Genomic DNA, 17,605 nt, shown 5'->3' with positions numbered 1-17,605 from the left:
GAGGGGCCTGAACTTATCCAGAACTATTCTTGGCCCTGTTTCTGTGGTTCACTCCCGGTTATATTTCTCCGTCAATTCGGCCAGTCCCCTCTTGATTTCATCCAACAGCTCGGGCGGCTGCTTTACCGTGGCCTCCCGGCCCAGTCCGATAAAGAACCTCGCCAGAAAAGGGATATCTTCGAGCGGAAGGGATCCTTCCAGATAACCGGAACCGTCCTCCCGAACATGCATAGGCACTCGGCGGGACAACTCGGGCTCACACAATTCAACCCCCATTTTGCTCAGTTCCACATAACAATCGGCACCGTGCCGTTTGGAGCGGATCCTGGTTTTCCAATTGCTCAGATTGACATCGCGGTGGTCCAGCGGCTCTGCCTCCGGAAGGAGCGCCGCGGAAAGGATACGGTCGCACCGGAATAGCCGGAAATCCTTGCGCCGGAAGCAGTAAGCCGGGCAATACCAAAGACCGCCGCTGGCATAAATGCCCACCGGCTGAATATCCCGGCAGAGATTTTCTTCTCTGGATTCGTATTCGATACGGATCACGCGCTGCCGCACGGCTCCATCCAGCAGGATGCCTAAATGCGGGAACGCAGATTGTCTTTGCGGGCTTACGAAGTCCACCCGGTTCTTCATCTCGTCGATGCGGTCGCGGATATCGCCGGACATATAATTATAAAATTTGCTGAGGGCCGAGGAACTCTCCGTTTCAAAAGGGAGGAAGGAATAATGACGGAGGGCATGGCTGGCGAAAAAGATGGCGACCGCCTCTTCCTCGGTAAAAGCGATCGGAGGGAGCACCCGCTCGTTCAGCACCTGGTATCCGCCGTGCGGACCAACCTCGGAATAGAGAGGCACGCCCAGTTCGCTCAGTTCCTGCAAATCTCTGAGAATCGTCCGGGAGGATACGCCGAATTCGCCGGCCAGCTCTTTAACCGTGAATTTACGTTTTCGGTTCACGGTCATCATTAACTCCATCAGACGCTTAGATTTTGGCATGTTACAAGTCTCCTGCAGCTTTATTTTTATTGTGACATTCATTGTCATTATTATGACTTGCGATGGGAGCCGAGTCCAGCGGGCGGGAGGAGTACTTTCAGCTTTTTTTCTTATGATATAGTTACGTGTAGAGAGGAAGGAGTGAGGCTCATGCTGCAAGAAATTATGGAACGTGATCTCCTTCTCCGGCTGGAGAAGGCTGAAGATAAAATGGCGCTGCTGTTCTATACCCCCCTATGCGGGACCTGCCTGTTGGCGGAAAGGATGATGGAGATTGCGGAAGAATCGGGCACCAAGATTCCCGGGAAGAAGATCAATATCAATTTTGCCCCGGTTTTACGTGATGAATGGCAAATATCCAGCGTACCGTGCCTGATCGTGACGGAAAACGGGATTCCTGTTCTTAAGGAATATGCGATTGGTTCCGTGGTGGATGTGCACCGTTGGCTGAATTCCTGAAAGATAGGCAAACACACAGTGCGGGAAATTCGCATAAAGTGTAAGGTATTTCATTACCGGGTTCAGGGAAGGGAGTCTTACGAGGCATGTCAGAACGGGAGCTTCACTATTTTGCACGGGGCAATACGGCGGCTGGGCTGCACAGTCTAACGGATTCGATATTTCAAGAGGTACGGACAATTTATGTGATTAAGGGATATCCGGGAGGAACGGCGAAAGTACTGGGACGTCTGGCTTCGGAGTTTGCGCGGCGCGGCTGGGGACTGCAGCTGATTCATCAGCCGCTGGACGGAGATTGTCTGGAGGGGATCGTGATTGAAGATCTGTCCGTCGCCTTGATTGATAGTGGCGCATGGTCGGGCGAATCGGTTCAGGCAGGAAGTGAGGTGAAGTTCGTAGACTTGGAAAAAGCGATTCAGCCGCAAAAGCTGACTGCTTCTACGGAACAAATCCAGAACTTCGAGCGCGAAATTGCCGAGCTTTACGAGGAGGCTTATGCCTCCTTCCTGAAAACTCTTCGGATTCATGATGAATGGGAGAAATTTTATATCGACAATTTGGACCGGGAGACGATGAATCGCCTGGCGCTGGAGTGGTCCGATTCCTATCTGCTGGGGCCGGAAGGCGAGGAGAAGCAGGCGCGGGTGACGCACCGCTTCCTTGGCGCGGCAACCTGGCGCGGCGCGGTAGACTTCGTGCCTAATCTGACCGACCGTCTGACCACCCGTATTTTTGTAAAAGGGCGGCCGGGCTCGGGCAAATCTACGTTGTTCCGCAAGCTCGGCGAATTGGCTGCCGACAAAGGAATCGACACGGAAATTTATCATTGCGGGTTTGATCCGAACAGCCTGGATATGCTGATTTTTCCGGAACTCAGCCTCGGTATATTCGATAGCACGGCCCCGCATGAGCATTTCCCCGTCCGAGACGGGGACAGCATACTCGACGTCTACGAGCTGGCGATTACTCCGGGGACGGACGAGAAATACGCCGATCCTATACGCGGCATCAAGGATCGTTACTCAGCTTCCATGAAACACTCTATTTCGCTCCTGGCCGAAGTCAAGCAGATCGTCCAGCGACTGGAGGAGATCTATCAGGAGGCGGCTGACGAGGGAGTCTTGTCCGGGATCGAAGATACCCTGCTTGCTGAAATCGGGCAAGATCAGAAGATTCCTGCAGTAGAATAGATCCATAAGATATATCTATCACGGAAAAGCCCGCTATAAACCTGGCGGGCTTTTTGATATGATAAATTAGATACAGATGGAAATACATACCTTTATCAAAGGCGGTGTCTTCATAGAATGAATATGCAGAATGCAATGGATATAGCCGGGCGAATTTCCCGCAATATCGGGGAGGTCGTCGTAGGAAAGACTGAGGTCATCGAATTGTTGCTGGCCTCGCTGTTCGGAAATGGACATGTCCTGCTGGAGGACGTTCCCGGGACCGGCAAGACGTTATTGGCGAAGGCGCTCGCCCGTTCGCTGGACGGAACCTTCAAGCGGATCCAGTTTACGCCGGACTTGCTGCCTTCCGATTTGAGCGGGATTAATTTTTATAATCAGAAAGCGGGCGATTTTGAATTCCGGCCGGGTCCGCTGTTTACCCATGTTCTTCTGGCCGACGAAATTAACCGGGCAACACCCCGGACACAGTCCAGCCTACTCGAATGCATGGAGGAGCGGCAGGTAACGATCGACGGGCTCACCCATAAGCTTGAAGCCCCGTTTTTTGTTATGGCTACTCAGAATCCCATCGATAACCAGGGGACCTTCCCGTTACCGGAAGCTCAGCTTGACCGGTTTTTAATGAGTATTTCCATGGGCTACCCCAGCTTTGAAGAAGGGGTGGATATCCTCCAGCGGTTCCGTGAGCGGAGCCCTCTGGAAGGACTTGCGGCGGTAGCTACGGGCGAGGAAATCGCTGCCGCCCAGCGCTGTGCGAGTGAAGTTCATGTGCCGCACGACTTGCTGGGCTATATCATCCGGATTACCGAAGCCACCCGCAAGCATCCGGAGGTTCGGTTGGGAGCAAGCCCGCGGGCCAGCGGAGCTCTGCTTCGCGCATCACAAGGCTTCGCTCTGGTGCGGGGCAGGGATTATGTGACGCCGGACGATATTAAGGAGGTAGCGATCCCCGTATTGGCCCACCGCCTGATGCTGCGTCACGGCATTAAGGTCGGGGAATCGCCGGAGAGCGGAGTGATCCGCCAGGTTCTCTCCGAAGTGGAGGTGCCGGCGGAGGAAGTACTGGCCGCAAAGGGGAAGCAGGTGAACTGAGAGATGCTTCCATGGTTTCTTGTCAGCGCGGTTTTGATCGTCTTTGCAGTGGGCTGGATTTATGAACGGTTTGCGCTAAAGGGAGTGAGCTACACCCGGTATTTCACGCAGAGGGCCGTGTTTGAGGAAGACCCCCTGGAAATGGTGGAGGTTATTTCGAACGCCAAGCCGCTTCCGCTGCCTTGGCTGCGACTGGAATCCAGCATGGCCGCCGGAATTAAGTTTGGCCGGCAGAACAATCTGGATGTGTATGCGGGCGACATTTATCAAAATCATATCAGCATGTTCTATCTTCGCCCTTTCCGTCAAATTACCCGGCGGCATCAGGTGTCCTGCGTGCGGCGAGGCCTGTATCGCTTGGAATCGGCCACGCTGACTACAGGCGATCCGCTGGGCATTGTGGCTAAAGTCTTGAAATTTGAGCTGAACCTCGAGCTGCTGGTTTACCCCCGTATCCTTGCGTTAGAGGAACTGCCGTTGCCGAATCACAGCTGGCTCGGCAATCTGGCCGTGCGGCGTTGGATTGTAGAGGATCCGTTCCTGACCTCGGGCATCCGCGAATATCGGTCCGGGGATACGCTGAAGAGCATCAATTGGAAGGCTACTGCAAAAACGGGAGTCATGCAGGTTCATCAGCGGGATTATACCGCTGACCACCGGCTGGTCATCTGTCTGAATGTGGAGTCGAGCGAGACGATGTGGAGGAATATACTCAATCCGGAGCGAATCGAGCTGGGGATCCGGTATGCCGCTTCAGTAGCGGGCTATGCGCTGCAAAACGGCATCGAGACCGGGTTTCTCTGCAATGGGCGGCTGAAGGGTGGCTCCAAAGATCCGATCCGGCTCGAGCCCTCGGCCGACGGGGGGCAGCTGGAATGGCTGCTTGATACGCTGGCCAGAGTCGAGCTGGACCGCTCCGTTTCCATGACGCGTCTGTTGGAGGAAGAATTGGAGGCGGACACTAGGGAGACCGATTTTCTAATCATTTCCTGCCACCAGGGAGAAACTCTTCTGATCCAGGCTGAATTGCTGGAGCGGAACGGGAACGGAATCGAATGGATGGATATACCGGAGACAGCTTAAGCTTGAATCCGGCTAGAAAGTGATTGCGTGCGTGAACTATAAAAGGGCTATGGAGGGATGCGGCGATGACAACGATTCAATATTATCGCGGAACGGAATGCAAAATGGATGTGCTGTTTACGGCTTTCCAAACCGGATTCTCGGACTACCTCATCAAATACAATTTTACGTTGGAACAGTTCGCTGACCGGTTCTTCGGTCCGGAGGGCAATGCAATAGAGCATTCCTTTGTTGCGCTGCGCGGAGACGAGCCGGTCGGAATTGTCCTTGGCGGAACAAGAGAGTACGAGGGCATCCGCACGATGCGCTGCGGCGCGTTGGCTTTGAAGCCCGGGGAGCGGGGTCAGGGCGTTAGCGCCCGGCTAATGGAGCTGCATCGCGAAGAGGCGATCCGGCAAGGCTGCCGGCAGCTTCTGCTGGAGGTCATCGTCGGCAATGACCGGGCTATCGCCTTTTATCATAAGCTGGGTTACTCCAGGGTGTATGAGCTCTCCTATTTTAGCAAGAGCGATTTGAGCAATCTGAAATCGTTGCCCAACAAGCTGGATGACCCTATTTCAGTGGCTCCACTCGATTGGGGTGACTTTGCATCTAGCGTCAATAAGAACAGGTATTTTCACTTGAACTGGCAAAATGATCTTGATTACATCAGACGGGCTGGCGACCATGTGTTTTTCGGCGCATTCCATGAGGGGGAATTGGTTGGTACCCTTGGAATTACCCGTACGGGAAGGATTAGCATCCTGTTCGTCGACCTTGACTTCAGGTCTCGGGGAACGGCGACGCGGCTGCTCCAGAGAGCTGTTTCGGAACTCGAACTCTCCAAGCTCTCCATCTCCATGCCCAATAATGCCCTGATAGAGGGGTTCATACGTCGGCTCGGGTTCCAACGGGACGCCATTTCGCAATACGAAATGTATTTGACGCTGTAATTGTAAATCTAATCCTCTTCAGGGAGGTCATTTCTTGGAAACCGTTCGTGTTGATTATTTCACCAGGTCTATAAAGGCATGGAGCTTATGTCTCATAGAGTGCGTTTTTTTTATGCCGCTCTTCTTGCTTACCTATTCTTTTCTCGTACCGGAACAACTTTCTCTGCTTGCGTTATGCAGCCTGTCCCTGATGTCCCTCGCCGGAGTAACGGTCCGGTCAGCTCTGCCGGTGTTCTGGAAGCGGGCAGGCGCTTCCGTACTGTTGGGAACGCTGTTTGCTGTAGCGATAGGGGGCTTGGGAAACGGTACTATCTTGGGAGTTATGGTTTGTCTGTTCGCCGGGACAGTCCTTGCTTATCAGGGGGTGACGTCCGCAGGGAGAACCAATCAAAACAAGCTGTATAAGATCGGGATTGGTCTTTATTTGCTTGCAGGTATCTTTTTTCCTCGTTTCACCGAGCTTGAGGAATTTATGCCGTTCATTACCTGGGTGGGCGTTCTTTGTTTGGCATGGACGCTGTTCGCGGTCAACCGAAGTTATTTGCGGTACAACACGTTCTCCGAAGAAGAGGCGGGAAATCGGCTGCCCCGTGGGTTAAGGGGGCACAATATGACCTGGATTGGGGCTATCGTGCTTGCGGCCTTGCTGCTGGCAACGGGTGCAGGGCGTTGGGCCGGTGGAGTTCTGCTAGGAATGCTAAGGCAAATAGTCGGCTGGCTGACCCGATCTTCGGGGGAGCCTGTGACCATACCGGAAGAGGATACGGGAGGACCCGCGGCTTTTCCGATGGAAACGGGAAAATCGCATGAGCCGGGGTGGCTGTCCCAATTTCTGAATATTTTGTTTTACGTGTTCGCTACGGCAGTAATTTTGGCCTTGGTGGCGGTTGTTTTATACTGGCTCTATAAGAACGCAGGCGGGATTTGGCGCCGCTGGATGGACCGGCTGCTAGCCATGCTTGGCCGGGCAGGGAAAGACGAACGGAACGAAGCCTTTGTTGACGAAGAGATCCGGTTGAAAATGGGGAAATCTGCGATCCCCAAATGGCAGAATTGGCGAGGTATCTTTGGCTCCCGTTCCGGTAAGAAAGTCACTTTGGAGGATCTCCCGGACAATCGGGAACGGATCCGTTATTTATACCGGCATTTGCTTCACGCCGAGCAGGCGCAGGGCTATAAGCTGAAGCCTTATTTTACTCCGCAGGAAACGGAAGCGGAATTGCGCCAGCAGCCAGTCCCAAAGTCGAGGGAAGGGAAGTCGGCTTGGGGCATGCGAAGATCCGTGGCCAAGGAGCTTCTGGGTTTGTATTATAAAGCCCGGTATAAGGAGCAGGAGCCGTCCGATGACGAAATCGCGAGAATTAAAAGGGAGCTGGACCTTTAATTTCAGCCGGAAAAAGGACAAGCCCGCAAAACAAAAGCACCCTCATCCAGAGACAAATGTCTCGGATGAGGGTGCTTTATTCTAACCCGGTCTTACCGACTGTTCTTAGGAATCGGTTTGCACCGTAAGTTTTATAATTTCCAGCTTTCTGAACCGGTTAGGCTCCTTGTCCAGAAGCTTAAATTGTAAATCATGATGCTCCAGCGTTTCCCCGACATTCATTTCCGGATGTCTTCCGTATAACCATCCCCCGATGGTATCCACATCCTCCGTATCGAGGTCGGACATGAGCACATCGTTGATCTGGTTGACGGTCACTTTACCGTCGACGACGAGATGCGTTTCGCTGAGCTGTACGAGCGGCTGCTCCTCTTCCTTGTCGAATTCGTCGCGGATTTCGCCGACGATCTCTTCCAGAATATCCTCGATGGTGACGAGGCCGGCCGTTCCGCCGTATTCGTCGATCAGGATGGCAATGTGAGTGCCTTCGCGCTGCATTCGCTTCAGCAGTTCATTGACCGGAGTGACTTCCGATACCGCCATGACCGGCTGCAGCAGTGCAGCAACCTCCAGGTTAGGGTTATCTTCATAGGCAAGGAAAAATTGCTTGGTGTTCACGATCCCGATAACGTTATCCTTGCTTTGCTCTACGACCGGGAACCGCGTGTATTGCTGTTCTTTGATGATGTCCAGGTTTTCCTGGCGCGATTTATCCGTATATAAGCACACCATATCGGTCCGAGGGACCATAATCTCTTTGGCGAGCAGGTTATCAAAAGCAAAAATCCGGTTCACATATCCGTATTCGCTCTGATTAATTTTTCCGCTTTCGAAGCTTTCGTTGATAATGATCTGCAATTCCTCTTCCGAGTGGGCTTCCTCATGCTCGGAGGCGGGCTTGATCCCGATCAACCGCACGAGCTGGTTAGCCGAGCCGTTCAACGTCCAGATAAACGGACGCATGATCTTGGTAAAAAGAATGAGCGGTTTCGCCGTCAGCATGGCGACGCTCTCCGCCTTACGGATGGCGATCGTCTTAGGCGCCAATTCACCGACTACGACGTGAAGATACGTGATGACTACAAACGCGATAATGAAAGAAAGCACACCGCTTAACGCTTCAGGTATATGGAGACTGTGGAACACCGGGTGCATTATTTTTTCCACCGTTGGTTCGCCCAGCCAACCGAGTCCGAGAGCCGTAATAGTGATTCCCAATTGGCACGCCGATAAGTAGCCGTCTAGATTGGATGTTACCTGTTTGACTGCTAGAGCCTTCTTATTTCCTTCGGCGATCAATTGATCCACTCTGCTTGCCCGTACCCGGACGATCGCGAATTCCACCGCCACGAAAAATGCCGTCAGCGCAATCAGAACCACGACCAAAACCAAATTTAATACCAAAAGCCTGTCACTGTCCATTCTCTACATCTACTCCTTTTGTTTATAAAAATATGAATAAAGCATAAGCCTATTATATAGCATATTGCATGTGAATGCTAATAAGTCGGAGGGAATCTGGATTATTTTCCGGATTTAATGTTCGTGTTTTGCTTAATGTTAAACAAGCGCGAGGATGATTTAATAAGGTAAATTCAATAATATACGAATAATAGTATAAAACGGTGTTGACTCATACGTGTTTTAACGATAATATTACTAACGTGATGTGACAATTGAAATTAAGTCTTACGAGACGATTCGTATATCCTCAAAAATACGGTTTGAGGGTCTCTACAAGGAACCACAAATTCCTGGCTACGAACGGGTGCTTGCGCATACCTATTCATAGTCGGGATTTTTTTGTGCTCATTTTTACCTGGCCAATAAGTACCTCTATAAACCTACTTCAGGAGGAAACTGATGAATAAATATGATGTGATTGTGGTTGGAGCCGGACCTGCAGGAATATTCGCTTGTTATGAATTGACACGCCGCGCGCCTCATTGGAAGGTGCTGCTGGTTGATAAAGGACATGACATTTACCGGCGCCGTTGTCCGATTCTGGAGGAGAAGATCACGCTTTGTCCGCCTGCCGCAGGCAAAAAGGAATTTGCCGGCTGTCTTCCGGCCTGCTCCATTACAGCGGGATTCGGCGGCGCAGGAGCTTATAGCGACGGCAAGTTTAATATAACGACTGAATTCGGCGGTTGGATGACCGATTACATTGCGCCTTCCAAAGTGCTTGAGCTGATCCGCTATGTGGATTCCATCAATCTCGAACACGGGGCAACCGAGAATATCACCGATCCGATGACGGATGCGATTCGCGGAATCGAACAGCAGGGATATGCCGCCGGACTGAAACTGTTGCGCGCCCAAGTACGTCACCTGGGTACGGAACAAAATTTGGAGATATTAAAGTCGATTTATGAATACCTGAAAACGCGGATCGACATGATATATAAGGCGGAAGTTGAAGATCTGATTACCGTCAAGGAAGACGGGCAGCATCGGGTTCAAGGCATCATTTTGAAAAATGGCGATACGTATGAAGCCGATCAAGTGATGGTAGCTCCGGGGCGCGACGGTTCGGCCTGGTTGACCGACATATTGAAGAAACGCCGCCTGAAAATGACGAACAATCAAGTTGACGTAGGCGTTCGGGTGGAAACCTCCGACGTGGTTATGAGAGAAATCAATGAACATCTATATGAAGGAAAATTTATATTCAACACGTCGGTCGGCACCCGTGTCCGTACGTTTTGCAGCAATCCGTCGGGACATGTCGTGGTGGAGAACCACAGCGGTGTCATGGCGGCCAACGGCCATTCCTACAAGGATCCTGCATTGGGATCTTCCAATACGAACTTTGCTTTATTGGTCTCGCATAAATTCACCGATCCGTTTGATAAGCCGAACGAATATGCCAGAGAGATTTGTCAGCGGGCGAATGATCTTTCGAACGGCGGCGTGATCATTCAGAAGTATGGAGATATTTTGCGCGGGCGGCGTTCGACGGCAGGGCGTATTGCTGAGGGCTTCTTGGAGCCGACTCTGAAAGAGGCCGTTCCCGGGGATCTGGGGCTCGTGCTTCCATACAATACGATGAAAAGTTTGATTGAAATGGTAGAGGCGCTTGAAAAGGTGACTCCGGGCATCGCCTCCGAACACACACTGTTTTATGGCGTAGAGGCGAAGTTCTATTCGGCACGTCCGAAGCTGTCGGAATCGCTGGAAACCGAGATCGCCGGGCTTTACTGCGGCGGGGACGGCGCCGGAATTACCCGAGGCTTGGCCCAGGCGGGAGCAGCCGGCGTTTGGATCGCCCGTGGTATGCTGGAGAAGGCGGGAGTATAGCGGCAGCGAGTGGAGTTTGATTTGATTGGATAATATCCAATCAAATCTTCCTCAAGAGCGCTTACTTGCTAAGTTCATTGGAGAAATTCCAATGAGGGAGCGCCATTTAAGCAAGTATTGAATTAAATGGGGGTAATGGTTGGAAATCTTCCAAGCAGACTTGCTCCTGGGCATGGATTGCCGATTCTCATTGGAATTTATCCAATGGTGAGAATAAGAAGGGGATTAAACAGAAGAACGGTGGAGCAAAGGATGCTCCACCGTTCTTTTTAAGTTACCCGGGAATAGAAATAAGGCTGAACCATGCTGCTGTCCTGCTGTTGCCGATAACGCATTTCTTCATTGATCTCCTTATACACGTGGACCGAGTAAAAGAGAGTCGTGACGATTAAGATCAGTACGGGCAATACGGCGAGAGCGATAGGAATGTACAGACTCGTTTCGCCGGCGGTCGCGATTCGTTCTTCCCGGAGATCCGGGAAGTTGGCCAAGCGAGCATTTATGGCTCTGATTTTCCGCCGGGCATGATGCAAATAGATCTTGTTGGCGAACAGGGCAAAGATAGCCTGAAGCACGATATTGGCGATGAGAACCACGACCACGACGCCTCCCGAGAAGTAATACACCGAGAACATGATCGCACGGACGATATTGACCATGAAACTCATCACAATCAGGTATACGAGCAGATACAAATACATGCCCCTATACAGCATCCAATAGCCTCCGAACAGGAATGCGGGCCAATTCCAGCGCCGGTCCTCGTTCCAGATGCTCAAGTATTCATCGGCCTTCTTGCCGACAAAAAGAGCAAAATCCTCTTCAGTAGGCTCCGTATCCCTGCCCCGATTCCCTGCTCCTGCCGCATATCCGGCCGAACCGGATGACTGGGGTGCGTAGTAGGGATTATCGGCAGGAGCCGTTTCTTCCCGGGGCTTCACCGGACTTCCGCAACTAACGCAAAACTTGTCATCTTCTAAAAGTTTAGTACCGCAATTTGAACAAAACATGGCTACCTCCGACCGACTTATTTCAACAGCATCGTAATAGTTCGAAAGAACTAAGTCATTTATATTTATCGGAACAGTTGGTGCATAATTGAATAGAAATCAAATCAAAAATCTGTATTGCATTGTCCGGAAACGTTATATATAATAGTTTATGCAACCGGTTGCATTAGATAGGAGAGATTTAGAAGATGTCCAAGATAACGATTCAAGAAATCGCCGATTTGGCGGGCGTGAACAAGGCGACGGTTTCCCGCGTGATCAACGGGAACCGCAACATTTCGGAAAAGACGCGACTGAAAGTCGAAGCTATCATGAAGCAGCACAACTATGTCCCCAATTCTATAGCTCGGGGGTTGGCCTTCAATAAAACCTTTACCGTCGGATTTTGCTCGGATTATACGGATAAGCGGGCTTTTGCCAATCCGTTCTTTTACAAGGTGCTTCAAGGAATCGAAGAGATCGTCTACAACCATGACCATATGTTTCTAATGATGAGCGATCATAATCATGATAACAAGCAGAGCAAATCGACTTTCGAACGGATAGTTGTGGAGCATCGTGTCGACGGGTTGATTATTCCGAATTCGCTGCTGAATGAGCGGAATTACGAATTGCTCGTTAAGCATGAGATGCCTTACGTCGTCACGGGGGAAAACATGCTGTCCAAAGACGGCGTTCCGTGGGTAGACATCGATAACGTGCAGGCCGGTCAAATTTTGACGGAGCATCTGATTGATCTTGGCTGCCGGGAAATCATGATTTATGCAGGCGGAGCAGCCGCGGAGAGGGATAAATTTATCGCCGACCGGCTGAAGGGTTACCGGAAAACGATGGAGAACCATCGTTTGGAAGTCCGTATTATCGAGCAAGCCGAAGTGTTGAAATCGCTTTACGGCTCCGATTCGTCCGAATCGGCTGTGGAGTGGCACCCCGAAGCATTAATTTGCTGCACGCATGAACAGCTCTTTGAAATATTGGATTTCGAGAACGGAAATCCCTTGCTTTCGGAAATCGCGTTGGCGACCTTTGACGATTTCCCCATGTCCAAGTATATGAAGCATCCGGTACACTTTGTGGAAGTCGACCTCGAGATGATGGGAAAAGCAGCGGCAAGCATGCTGTTTTCCTTAATGAACAAGGAGCCGGGCGTACCGAAGTCGGTGTCCATTGCTACAAGAATCGGAAGTTAAGGGCCTTTATTATTCATGTACAAAACAATATAGGATGAAGAGGAAACTATGATAATGACTAACTATGATCACGACCCGGCGGTAGACGCCACCTTAATCTCGCTTAACGAGCTGGAGGTTCGTCTCAGGCTTCCGGCGGAAGCCGAACAAGTGCGGCTCCTCTACTGGAATAAGTACAAAACCGAACAATTCGGAGTTCAGTCGCAGCCGATGACGCTATGGGCGGAATCGGAGCAACACCGCTATTACCGCACGATATTGACCGGTATGGAATCCCGGATTCGATACCTACAATATGCTTTTGAATTTAAGCTCGAGGGGGAGACGCGTTGGCTTAATACCGAGGGATTGCAGAGTACGAAAGGTTTCAAAGGAAGCTATTCTTATGCTTACGCGGGAGACCGGGATACCGTACAAGCTCCGGAATGGATCGGGGACCGGGTATGGTATCAGATTTTCCCCGAGAGATTCTGCAACGGAGATCTAGGCAATGACCCCGAGGGGACGGAACCTTGGGGAAGCGAGCCTACCCGGGACAATTACATGGGAGGTGACCTGCAAGGCATTAATGGCAAGTTGGATTATCTTGGCAGGCTTGGAATTAACGCCTTATATTTGAATCCGGTGTTTACGGCGACTTCGAATCACAAGTACGACACGGTCAATTATTTTGAAATCGATCCGCAGTTCGGTACGATACAAGATTTGCGGGAACTGGTGAACAAGTGCCATGAATGCGGGATCAAGGTCGTTCTGGATCTGGTAATCAATCACTGCGGATTTTATCATCCCTATTTTCAGGATGTGGTGGAAAAAGGAGAGGCTTCGGCTTACAAAGAGTGGTTCTACGTCAATAATTATCCGGTTGAGCGGAGCGAGGAAGATTACGATTCCGTGGGGTATTACCAGTGGATGCCTAAGCTGCGGACATCGAATCCCGAAGTACAGCAGTACATTTATGATATCGTTTCCTTTTGGCAGAAAGAAACAGGTATCGACGGCTGGAGAATCGATGTCGCAGATGAGGTGGAGATCAGCTTCTTGCGGGAGCTGAAATCCTGTGTCAAGAGATTAAATCCTAACGCAATCATTATTGCAGAAATTTGGGACGATGCCAAGCGGCTGATGATGTCGGGCGGGGTCGACAGCGTTATGAACTATGAGTTCAGAACTATTCTGTTCGACTATTGTCTCGACCGTTCCATTACGCTTCGTCAGTTTCATTCCCGTTTGGTCCGGCTTGCCCATAGATACTCCCTGAAGGAGCTGCACCAGATGTTCAACCTGCTGGGAAGCCACGATACGGAACGCATTTTGACCCGTTGCGGGGAAAATAGGGATAAGCTGCGTCAAATCATGGCTATCCAATTTGTCTTCCCGGGTAATCCAACCGTTTATTACGGCGACGAATTGGGAATGACCGGAGAGAATGATCCGGGCTGCCGAGGAAGCATGACATGGGAACGATCACCGGAGGAATCGGACCTGTTCGGGTACACGCAGAACTGGATCACGCGCAAAAGAGAGAATCCGCTCTTGCAGAGCGGCTCCGTGGAGCTCCGTTACCGGGAAGGTTCGGATTGCTACGTCATCCGGCGGTACATGGGGACGGATGAAATCGTGCTTCTTTGCAATTTCTCCGCAGATCGTCTGGCCCTTGCGCCTGAGCTGTCCCGATTTGATTTAAGCGGCTCATATAACATTTACGATTTTGAATATACGGGTGATCTGCCTGAAATCATTGAACCTGGCCAATGCCTGCTTTTTCAGACTGTCAAATAAGGAGCATGAACGATGACAAATAAATGGAGCAAATTATCGCTGGCGATTGTGGCCATGCTGCTGGTATTAACCGCATGCGGTTCGGGAGCCGGCACGGGTAACGAGAGTGCATCGGAATCCGGAGGGAAGGCTACCGGAAAGCAAGTAACCTTAACGTTCTGGCATCACTACAGTACGGCATCTCCGGAGGAGAAAACCCTCACGGGAGTGCTGATCCCCAAATTCGAAGCTGAGAATCCGGGGATCAAGGTAAAAGCGGTAGCGATTCCTTGGGAAGAATTGCACAAGAAGCTGCAAATCGGAGGCAGCGGCGGGGACCTGCCGGATGTAGCCCGGCTGGATATCATCTGGGTGCCGGAGTTCCAGAAACGCGGGCTGCTTCAGCCGTTGGACGAGAAATTCAGCGATTTTAACGACATCGCCAAGGGACTGCTGGAAGGCCCGCTGTCTACGGCTAAAGTCGGGGAGCACTATTACGGTCTGCCGCTTAACACGAACACCAAGGTTTTGTTCTGGAATAAGGACATGCTGGCGCAAAGCGGTATCGATAAAGCGCCGGAAACCGCGGAGGAGTTCTTTGCGGATCTTGCGCAAATCAAAGCCAAATACGACAAGAGCTGGGGATATGGCGAGCCGGCCTTGCAGGGGTGGAATATCCTTCCGTGGATTTGGAGTAACGGAGGAGATGTGCTCTCACCGGACTTTACGACGGCGGATGGTTTCTTGAACAGTCAGGCTACGATCGACATCGTTACCAAGCTGAAAGCGGCATATACCTCGGGACAGCTCGCGGGATTTAAACCGGGCGATGTGCCGGTGACGGAAGGGCATGCGGGCGGAAGCTATGCCATGATGGCCGAAGGACCGTGGGCGGTTGCCCAGTTCCAGTCACAGTTCGGCGACTTCACATTTGAAATGGCGTCCTTCCCGAAGGGCTCTGCCGGCTCCATACAGGTGCTTGGCGGGGAGGATCTCGGGATTTTTAGCAAGGACAAGCAGGAGGAAGCCTGGAAGTTTGTAAAATTCATGGTTTCGGAAGCGGCACAGGTCGAGATGGGCAAAATTGGGCAAATTCCGGTCAATCTGGATGCCATGGAGAATAACGAAATCAAAGCGGTGGCCTATTACGCTCCATTCCTCGAACAGTTAAAGACAGCGAAGGCTCGTCCGCCGGTCGACTCCTGGCCGCAAATTGACGGCGTCCTTAGCGACACGATGAGCAGCATTTTTATGACCGACAAAGACGTCAAGGCTGAACTGGATGCTGCGGTATCCAAAATTGACGGATTGTTGAAGCTGAATAATTAATTACACCGGGGGCGTCTTCCGCTTGGGAGACGCTATCTCCAATGAAGGAGTCATGATCATGCGCAAAAAAAACGGAACGGCCGGATATTTATTTTTTCTGCCCGGTTTTTTGTTTTTTTCCGTATTCATTCTGTATCCGTTAATTCGGAACTTCCTGTACAGCTTTTATGACTTCCGCCTAACCGATCTCAATCATTTGGAATTCATCGGGCTGGGGAACTACAGGCATGTATTTCAGGATCACGTTTTCTGGATTTCGCTTAAAAATATATTCATCTATGGGATCATCTCCGTTCCCGGCCAAATGGTCCTGGGATTTCTGGTCGCGTACGCCTTATACCAGAACCGGCCCGGAACCAAGACCTTCCGGGTGCTGTTCTTTTTACCGGTCATTACTTCTTGGGTAGTCGCGTCGCTAATTTTTAAATTCGTGTTCACTGATCAGGGATATTTGAATTATTTCATAATGGATGTACTCCACTTTACCGATAAGACGATCAGTTGGTTGAGCGATCCGGGCAAAGCAATGATGGTGGTTAGCTTCCTCGGGATCTGGAAAGGCGTTGGATGGGCGATGGTAATTTATATGGCCGCCCTGCAAGGCGTGCCAAAGGATCAATACGAAGCTGCTTCGCTCGATGGATGTAACGCCTGGCAGCAAATTCGCCATATTACGTTGCCGTCAATTCGCAGCACTACCTTTTTCATTCAAATGATGCTGATTATCGGCGCTTTTAATGTGTTCACGTCGATTTATCTGATTACGGACGGCGGACCGCTGCACCAGACCGAAGTGATGCTTACCCGGATGTACCAGAAGGCGTTCACTGAATATGACCTCGGTTATGCTTCCGCATTGTCCTACGTGTTTGCCGTCATTATTGCCGGCCTGACGTTTTTGCAGTTCCGTTTGAACAAACAGGAATAGGAGGGAGGCGATCCTATGCGCTCGCTTTGGAAGACGATATGCGTCTATGCTTTTCTCGTTGTTGGCGGATTGATCTCCATTTATCCGTTAGTATATATGTTCATGACCGCATTGAAGCCGATGACTTTATTGTTTGAATTTCCACCGCGCTTTTTGCCTTCGGAAATGACCTTGTCCAATTTCAGGAATGCCTGGGTCAGTCAGAACTTCGCACTGTATCTCTTTAACAGCGTTCTAGTTACTATAGCCAGCTTTGGTCTTATTTTTCTGTTTTCTTCGATGCTGGCCTTTGCTTATTCAAGATTTGACTTTAAAGGAAAGAAACTGAGTTTCACCATCTTGATGGGTGGGCTCGTCATTCCGAGTCTAACGCTTCTCATTCCCCAATTTGTGCTGATCCGTCAGCTTGGCATGTTTGATTCGCGTTGGGGATTAATCGTTATTTACACGGCAGGGGCCATTCCGTTTACGACGTTTATGCTAAAGGGATTTTTCGATTCCATTTCCCGCGATATCGATGAATCGGTGGAGATGGAAGGTGGAAATGCATGGACGCTGTTCTCCTCGATTATTTTACCGCTGTCCAAGCCTGCGTTCGTTCCGGCTACTATTTTCAATGCGCTAACGGTATGGGAGGAGTTCCCTTGGGCATTGACGATTATTAATGATCCGGCAAAACGCACTTTGCCGATTGCCTTGGCCAACTTCCAGGGTCAATATACGACCCAATGGGGAATTGTATTCGCGGGTTCCTTGATCGCCATTCTGCCGATTATTCTGCTATTCCTGTTGTTACAGCGATATTTCATCGCCGGGATCACCGCCGGGGCGGTTAAAGGTTAGGCCTTGGGTGCAGAAAGATGCATTTTTGGTAAGCTGCACTGGAATGTACATGGAACGCCATAAATCCTGCGAATTATCATTGTGCAAACGATTGACCTGCAG

General features: G+C 50.8%; 15 protein-coding genes, 1 pseudogene and 1 riboswitch. Of the genes and pseudogenes, 12 read left to right on the top strand and 4 right to left on the bottom strand.

Annotated features, from left to right (window positions below; translation table 11 throughout):
* Nucleotides 1-48 precede the first annotated feature (48 nt).
* Nucleotides 49-999, bottom strand: a complete 951-nt coding sequence (locus tag KB559_RS12675) for a helix-turn-helix transcriptional regulator (protein ID WP_211022305.1) — start codon at nucleotides 997-999, stop codon at nucleotides 49-51.
* A gap of 150 nt (nucleotides 1,000-1,149) precedes the next feature.
* Between KB559_RS12675 and KB559_RS12670 the strand changes: the two genes are divergently transcribed.
* From KB559_RS12670 to KB559_RS12645, 6 genes are all read left to right on the top strand, one after another.
* Nucleotides 1,150-1,458, top strand: a complete 309-nt coding sequence (locus tag KB559_RS12670) for a thioredoxin domain-containing protein (protein ID WP_211022304.1) — start codon at nucleotides 1,150-1,152, stop codon at nucleotides 1,456-1,458.
* Nucleotides 1,459-1,544: 86 nt separating this feature from the next.
* Nucleotides 1,545-2,648, top strand: a complete 1,104-nt coding sequence (locus KB559_RS12665; protein WP_211022303.1) for a hypothetical protein — start codon at nucleotides 1,545-1,547, stop codon at nucleotides 2,646-2,648.
* 117 nt (nucleotides 2,649-2,765) lie between these two features.
* Nucleotides 2,766-3,743, top strand: coding sequence for an AAA family ATPase (locus KB559_RS12660; RefSeq protein WP_211022302.1), 978 nt, complete (start codon nucleotides 2,766-2,768; stop codon nucleotides 3,741-3,743).
* 3 nt (nucleotides 3,744-3,746) lie between these two features.
* The gene (locus tag KB559_RS12655; protein ID WP_211022301.1) at nucleotides 3,747-4,826 is read left to right on the top strand and encodes a DUF58 domain-containing protein; all 1,080 of its coding nucleotides are present in this window, start codon (nucleotides 3,747-3,749) and stop codon (nucleotides 4,824-4,826) included.
* A gap of 65 nt (nucleotides 4,827-4,891) precedes the next feature.
* Nucleotides 4,892-5,758 (top strand): GNAT family N-acetyltransferase, encoded by an 867-nt coding sequence (locus tag KB559_RS12650; protein ID WP_211022300.1) that lies wholly within the window; start codon nucleotides 4,892-4,894, stop codon nucleotides 5,756-5,758.
* 34 nt (nucleotides 5,759-5,792) lie between these two features.
* Nucleotides 5,793-7,142, top strand: a complete 1,350-nt coding sequence (locus KB559_RS12645) for a DUF4129 domain-containing protein (protein WP_211022299.1) — start codon at nucleotides 5,793-5,795, stop codon at nucleotides 7,140-7,142.
* Nucleotides 7,143-7,247: 105 nt separating this feature from the next.
* Here the strand turns inward: KB559_RS12645 and KB559_RS12640 are convergent, their stop codons facing one another.
* Complete coding sequence (locus KB559_RS12640) at nucleotides 7,248-8,564, bottom strand: hemolysin family protein (protein WP_211022298.1); 1,317 nt, start codon at nucleotides 8,562-8,564, stop codon at nucleotides 7,248-7,250.
* Between the two features lie 259 nt (nucleotides 8,565-8,823).
* A riboswitch (purine riboswitch) is annotated at nucleotides 8,824-8,923 on the top strand.
* 82 nt (nucleotides 8,924-9,005) lie between these two features.
* Here KB559_RS12640 and KB559_RS12635 point away from each other — a divergent pair.
* A complete protein-coding gene (locus tag KB559_RS12635; protein ID WP_211022297.1) occupies nucleotides 9,006-10,442 on the top strand; it encodes an NAD(P)/FAD-dependent oxidoreductase in 1,437 nt (478 codons plus the stop codon).
* 269 nt (nucleotides 10,443-10,711) lie between these two features.
* On the opposite strand, the gene KB559_RS25385 is transcribed toward KB559_RS12635, so the two are convergent.
* Together KB559_RS25385 and KB559_RS25580 are read right to left on the bottom strand one after the other, a co-directional pair.
* On the bottom strand, nucleotides 10,712-11,383 hold the full coding sequence (locus KB559_RS25385; protein ID WP_348772914.1) for a DUF2628 domain-containing protein: 672 nt from the start codon (nucleotides 11,381-11,383) through the stop codon (nucleotides 10,712-10,714).
* Between the two features lie 3 nt (nucleotides 11,384-11,386).
* Nucleotides 11,387-11,452: pseudogene (locus tag KB559_RS25580) on the bottom strand (zinc-ribbon domain-containing protein); the annotation flags it as partial.
* A 188-nt stretch (nucleotides 11,453-11,640) separates the two neighbouring features.
* Here KB559_RS25580 and KB559_RS12625 point away from each other — a divergent pair.
* From KB559_RS12625 to KB559_RS12605, 5 genes are read left to right on the top strand one after another with little or no spacing between them, the layout of a single operon-like run.
* On the top strand, nucleotides 11,641-12,642 hold the full coding sequence (locus tag KB559_RS12625) for a LacI family DNA-binding transcriptional regulator (protein WP_211022295.1): 1,002 nt from the start codon (nucleotides 11,641-11,643) through the stop codon (nucleotides 12,640-12,642).
* 54 nt (nucleotides 12,643-12,696) lie between these two features.
* Nucleotides 12,697-14,424: a glycoside hydrolase family 13 protein gene (locus KB559_RS12620; RefSeq protein ID WP_211022294.1), complete on the top strand. Its 1,728-nt coding sequence runs from the start codon at nucleotides 12,697-12,699 to the stop codon at nucleotides 14,422-14,424.
* A 12-nt stretch (nucleotides 14,425-14,436) separates the two neighbouring features.
* The gene (locus KB559_RS12615) at nucleotides 14,437-15,732 is read left to right on the top strand and encodes an extracellular solute-binding protein (protein ID WP_211022293.1); all 1,296 of its coding nucleotides are present in this window, start codon (nucleotides 14,437-14,439) and stop codon (nucleotides 15,730-15,732) included.
* A 58-nt stretch (nucleotides 15,733-15,790) separates the two neighbouring features.
* Nucleotides 15,791-16,660, top strand: coding sequence for a carbohydrate ABC transporter permease (locus tag KB559_RS12610; RefSeq protein WP_211022292.1), 870 nt, complete (start codon nucleotides 15,791-15,793; stop codon nucleotides 16,658-16,660).
* Between the two features lie 15 nt (nucleotides 16,661-16,675).
* Entirely contained in the window at nucleotides 16,676-17,503 is an 828-nt protein-coding gene (locus KB559_RS12605) for a carbohydrate ABC transporter permease (RefSeq protein ID WP_211022291.1), read from the top strand.
* The last annotated feature ends 102 nt before the right edge of the window (nucleotides 17,504-17,605 follow it).

The sequence above is a fragment of the Paenibacillus sp. Marseille-P2973 genome (genome assembly GCF_018101095.1).
GTDB lineage: Bacteria > Bacillota > Bacilli > Paenibacillales > Paenibacillaceae > Fontibacillus > Fontibacillus vini.
Note: the sequence above shows the minus strand (reverse complement) of the source record. Positions and strands in the feature narration are given on the sequence as shown.

Coding starts and splice junctions, on each gene's coding strand:
- KB559_RS12675 (WP_211022305.1), bottom strand. CDS start 999: ATGCCAAAATCTAAGCGTCTGATGGAGTTAATGATGACCGTGAACCGA.
- KB559_RS12670 (WP_211022304.1), top strand. CDS start 1,150: ATGCTGCAAGAAATTATGGAACGTGATCTCCTTCTCCGGCTGGAGAAG.
- KB559_RS12665 (WP_211022303.1), top strand. CDS start 1,545: ATGTCAGAACGGGAGCTTCACTATTTTGCACGGGGCAATACGGCGGCT.
- KB559_RS12660 (WP_211022302.1), top strand. CDS start 2,766: ATGAATATGCAGAATGCAATGGATATAGCCGGGCGAATTTCCCGCAAT.
- KB559_RS12655 (WP_211022301.1), top strand. CDS start 3,747: ATGCTTCCATGGTTTCTTGTCAGCGCGGTTTTGATCGTCTTTGCAGTG.
- KB559_RS12650 (WP_211022300.1), top strand. CDS start 4,892: ATGACAACGATTCAATATTATCGCGGAACGGAATGCAAAATGGATGTG.
- KB559_RS12640 (WP_211022298.1), bottom strand. CDS start 8,564: ATGGACAGTGACAGGCTTTTGGTATTAAATTTGGTTTTGGTCGTGGTT.
- KB559_RS12635 (WP_211022297.1), top strand. CDS start 9,006: ATGAATAAATATGATGTGATTGTGGTTGGAGCCGGACCTGCAGGAATA.
- KB559_RS12625 (WP_211022295.1), top strand. CDS start 11,641: ATGTCCAAGATAACGATTCAAGAAATCGCCGATTTGGCGGGCGTGAAC.
- KB559_RS12620 (WP_211022294.1), top strand. CDS start 12,697: ATGACTAACTATGATCACGACCCGGCGGTAGACGCCACCTTAATCTCG.
- KB559_RS12615 (WP_211022293.1), top strand. CDS start 14,437: ATGACAAATAAATGGAGCAAATTATCGCTGGCGATTGTGGCCATGCTG.
- KB559_RS12610 (WP_211022292.1), top strand. CDS start 15,791: ATGCGCAAAAAAAACGGAACGGCCGGATATTTATTTTTTCTGCCCGGT.
- KB559_RS12605 (WP_211022291.1), top strand. CDS start 16,676: ATGCGCTCGCTTTGGAAGACGATATGCGTCTATGCTTTTCTCGTTGTT.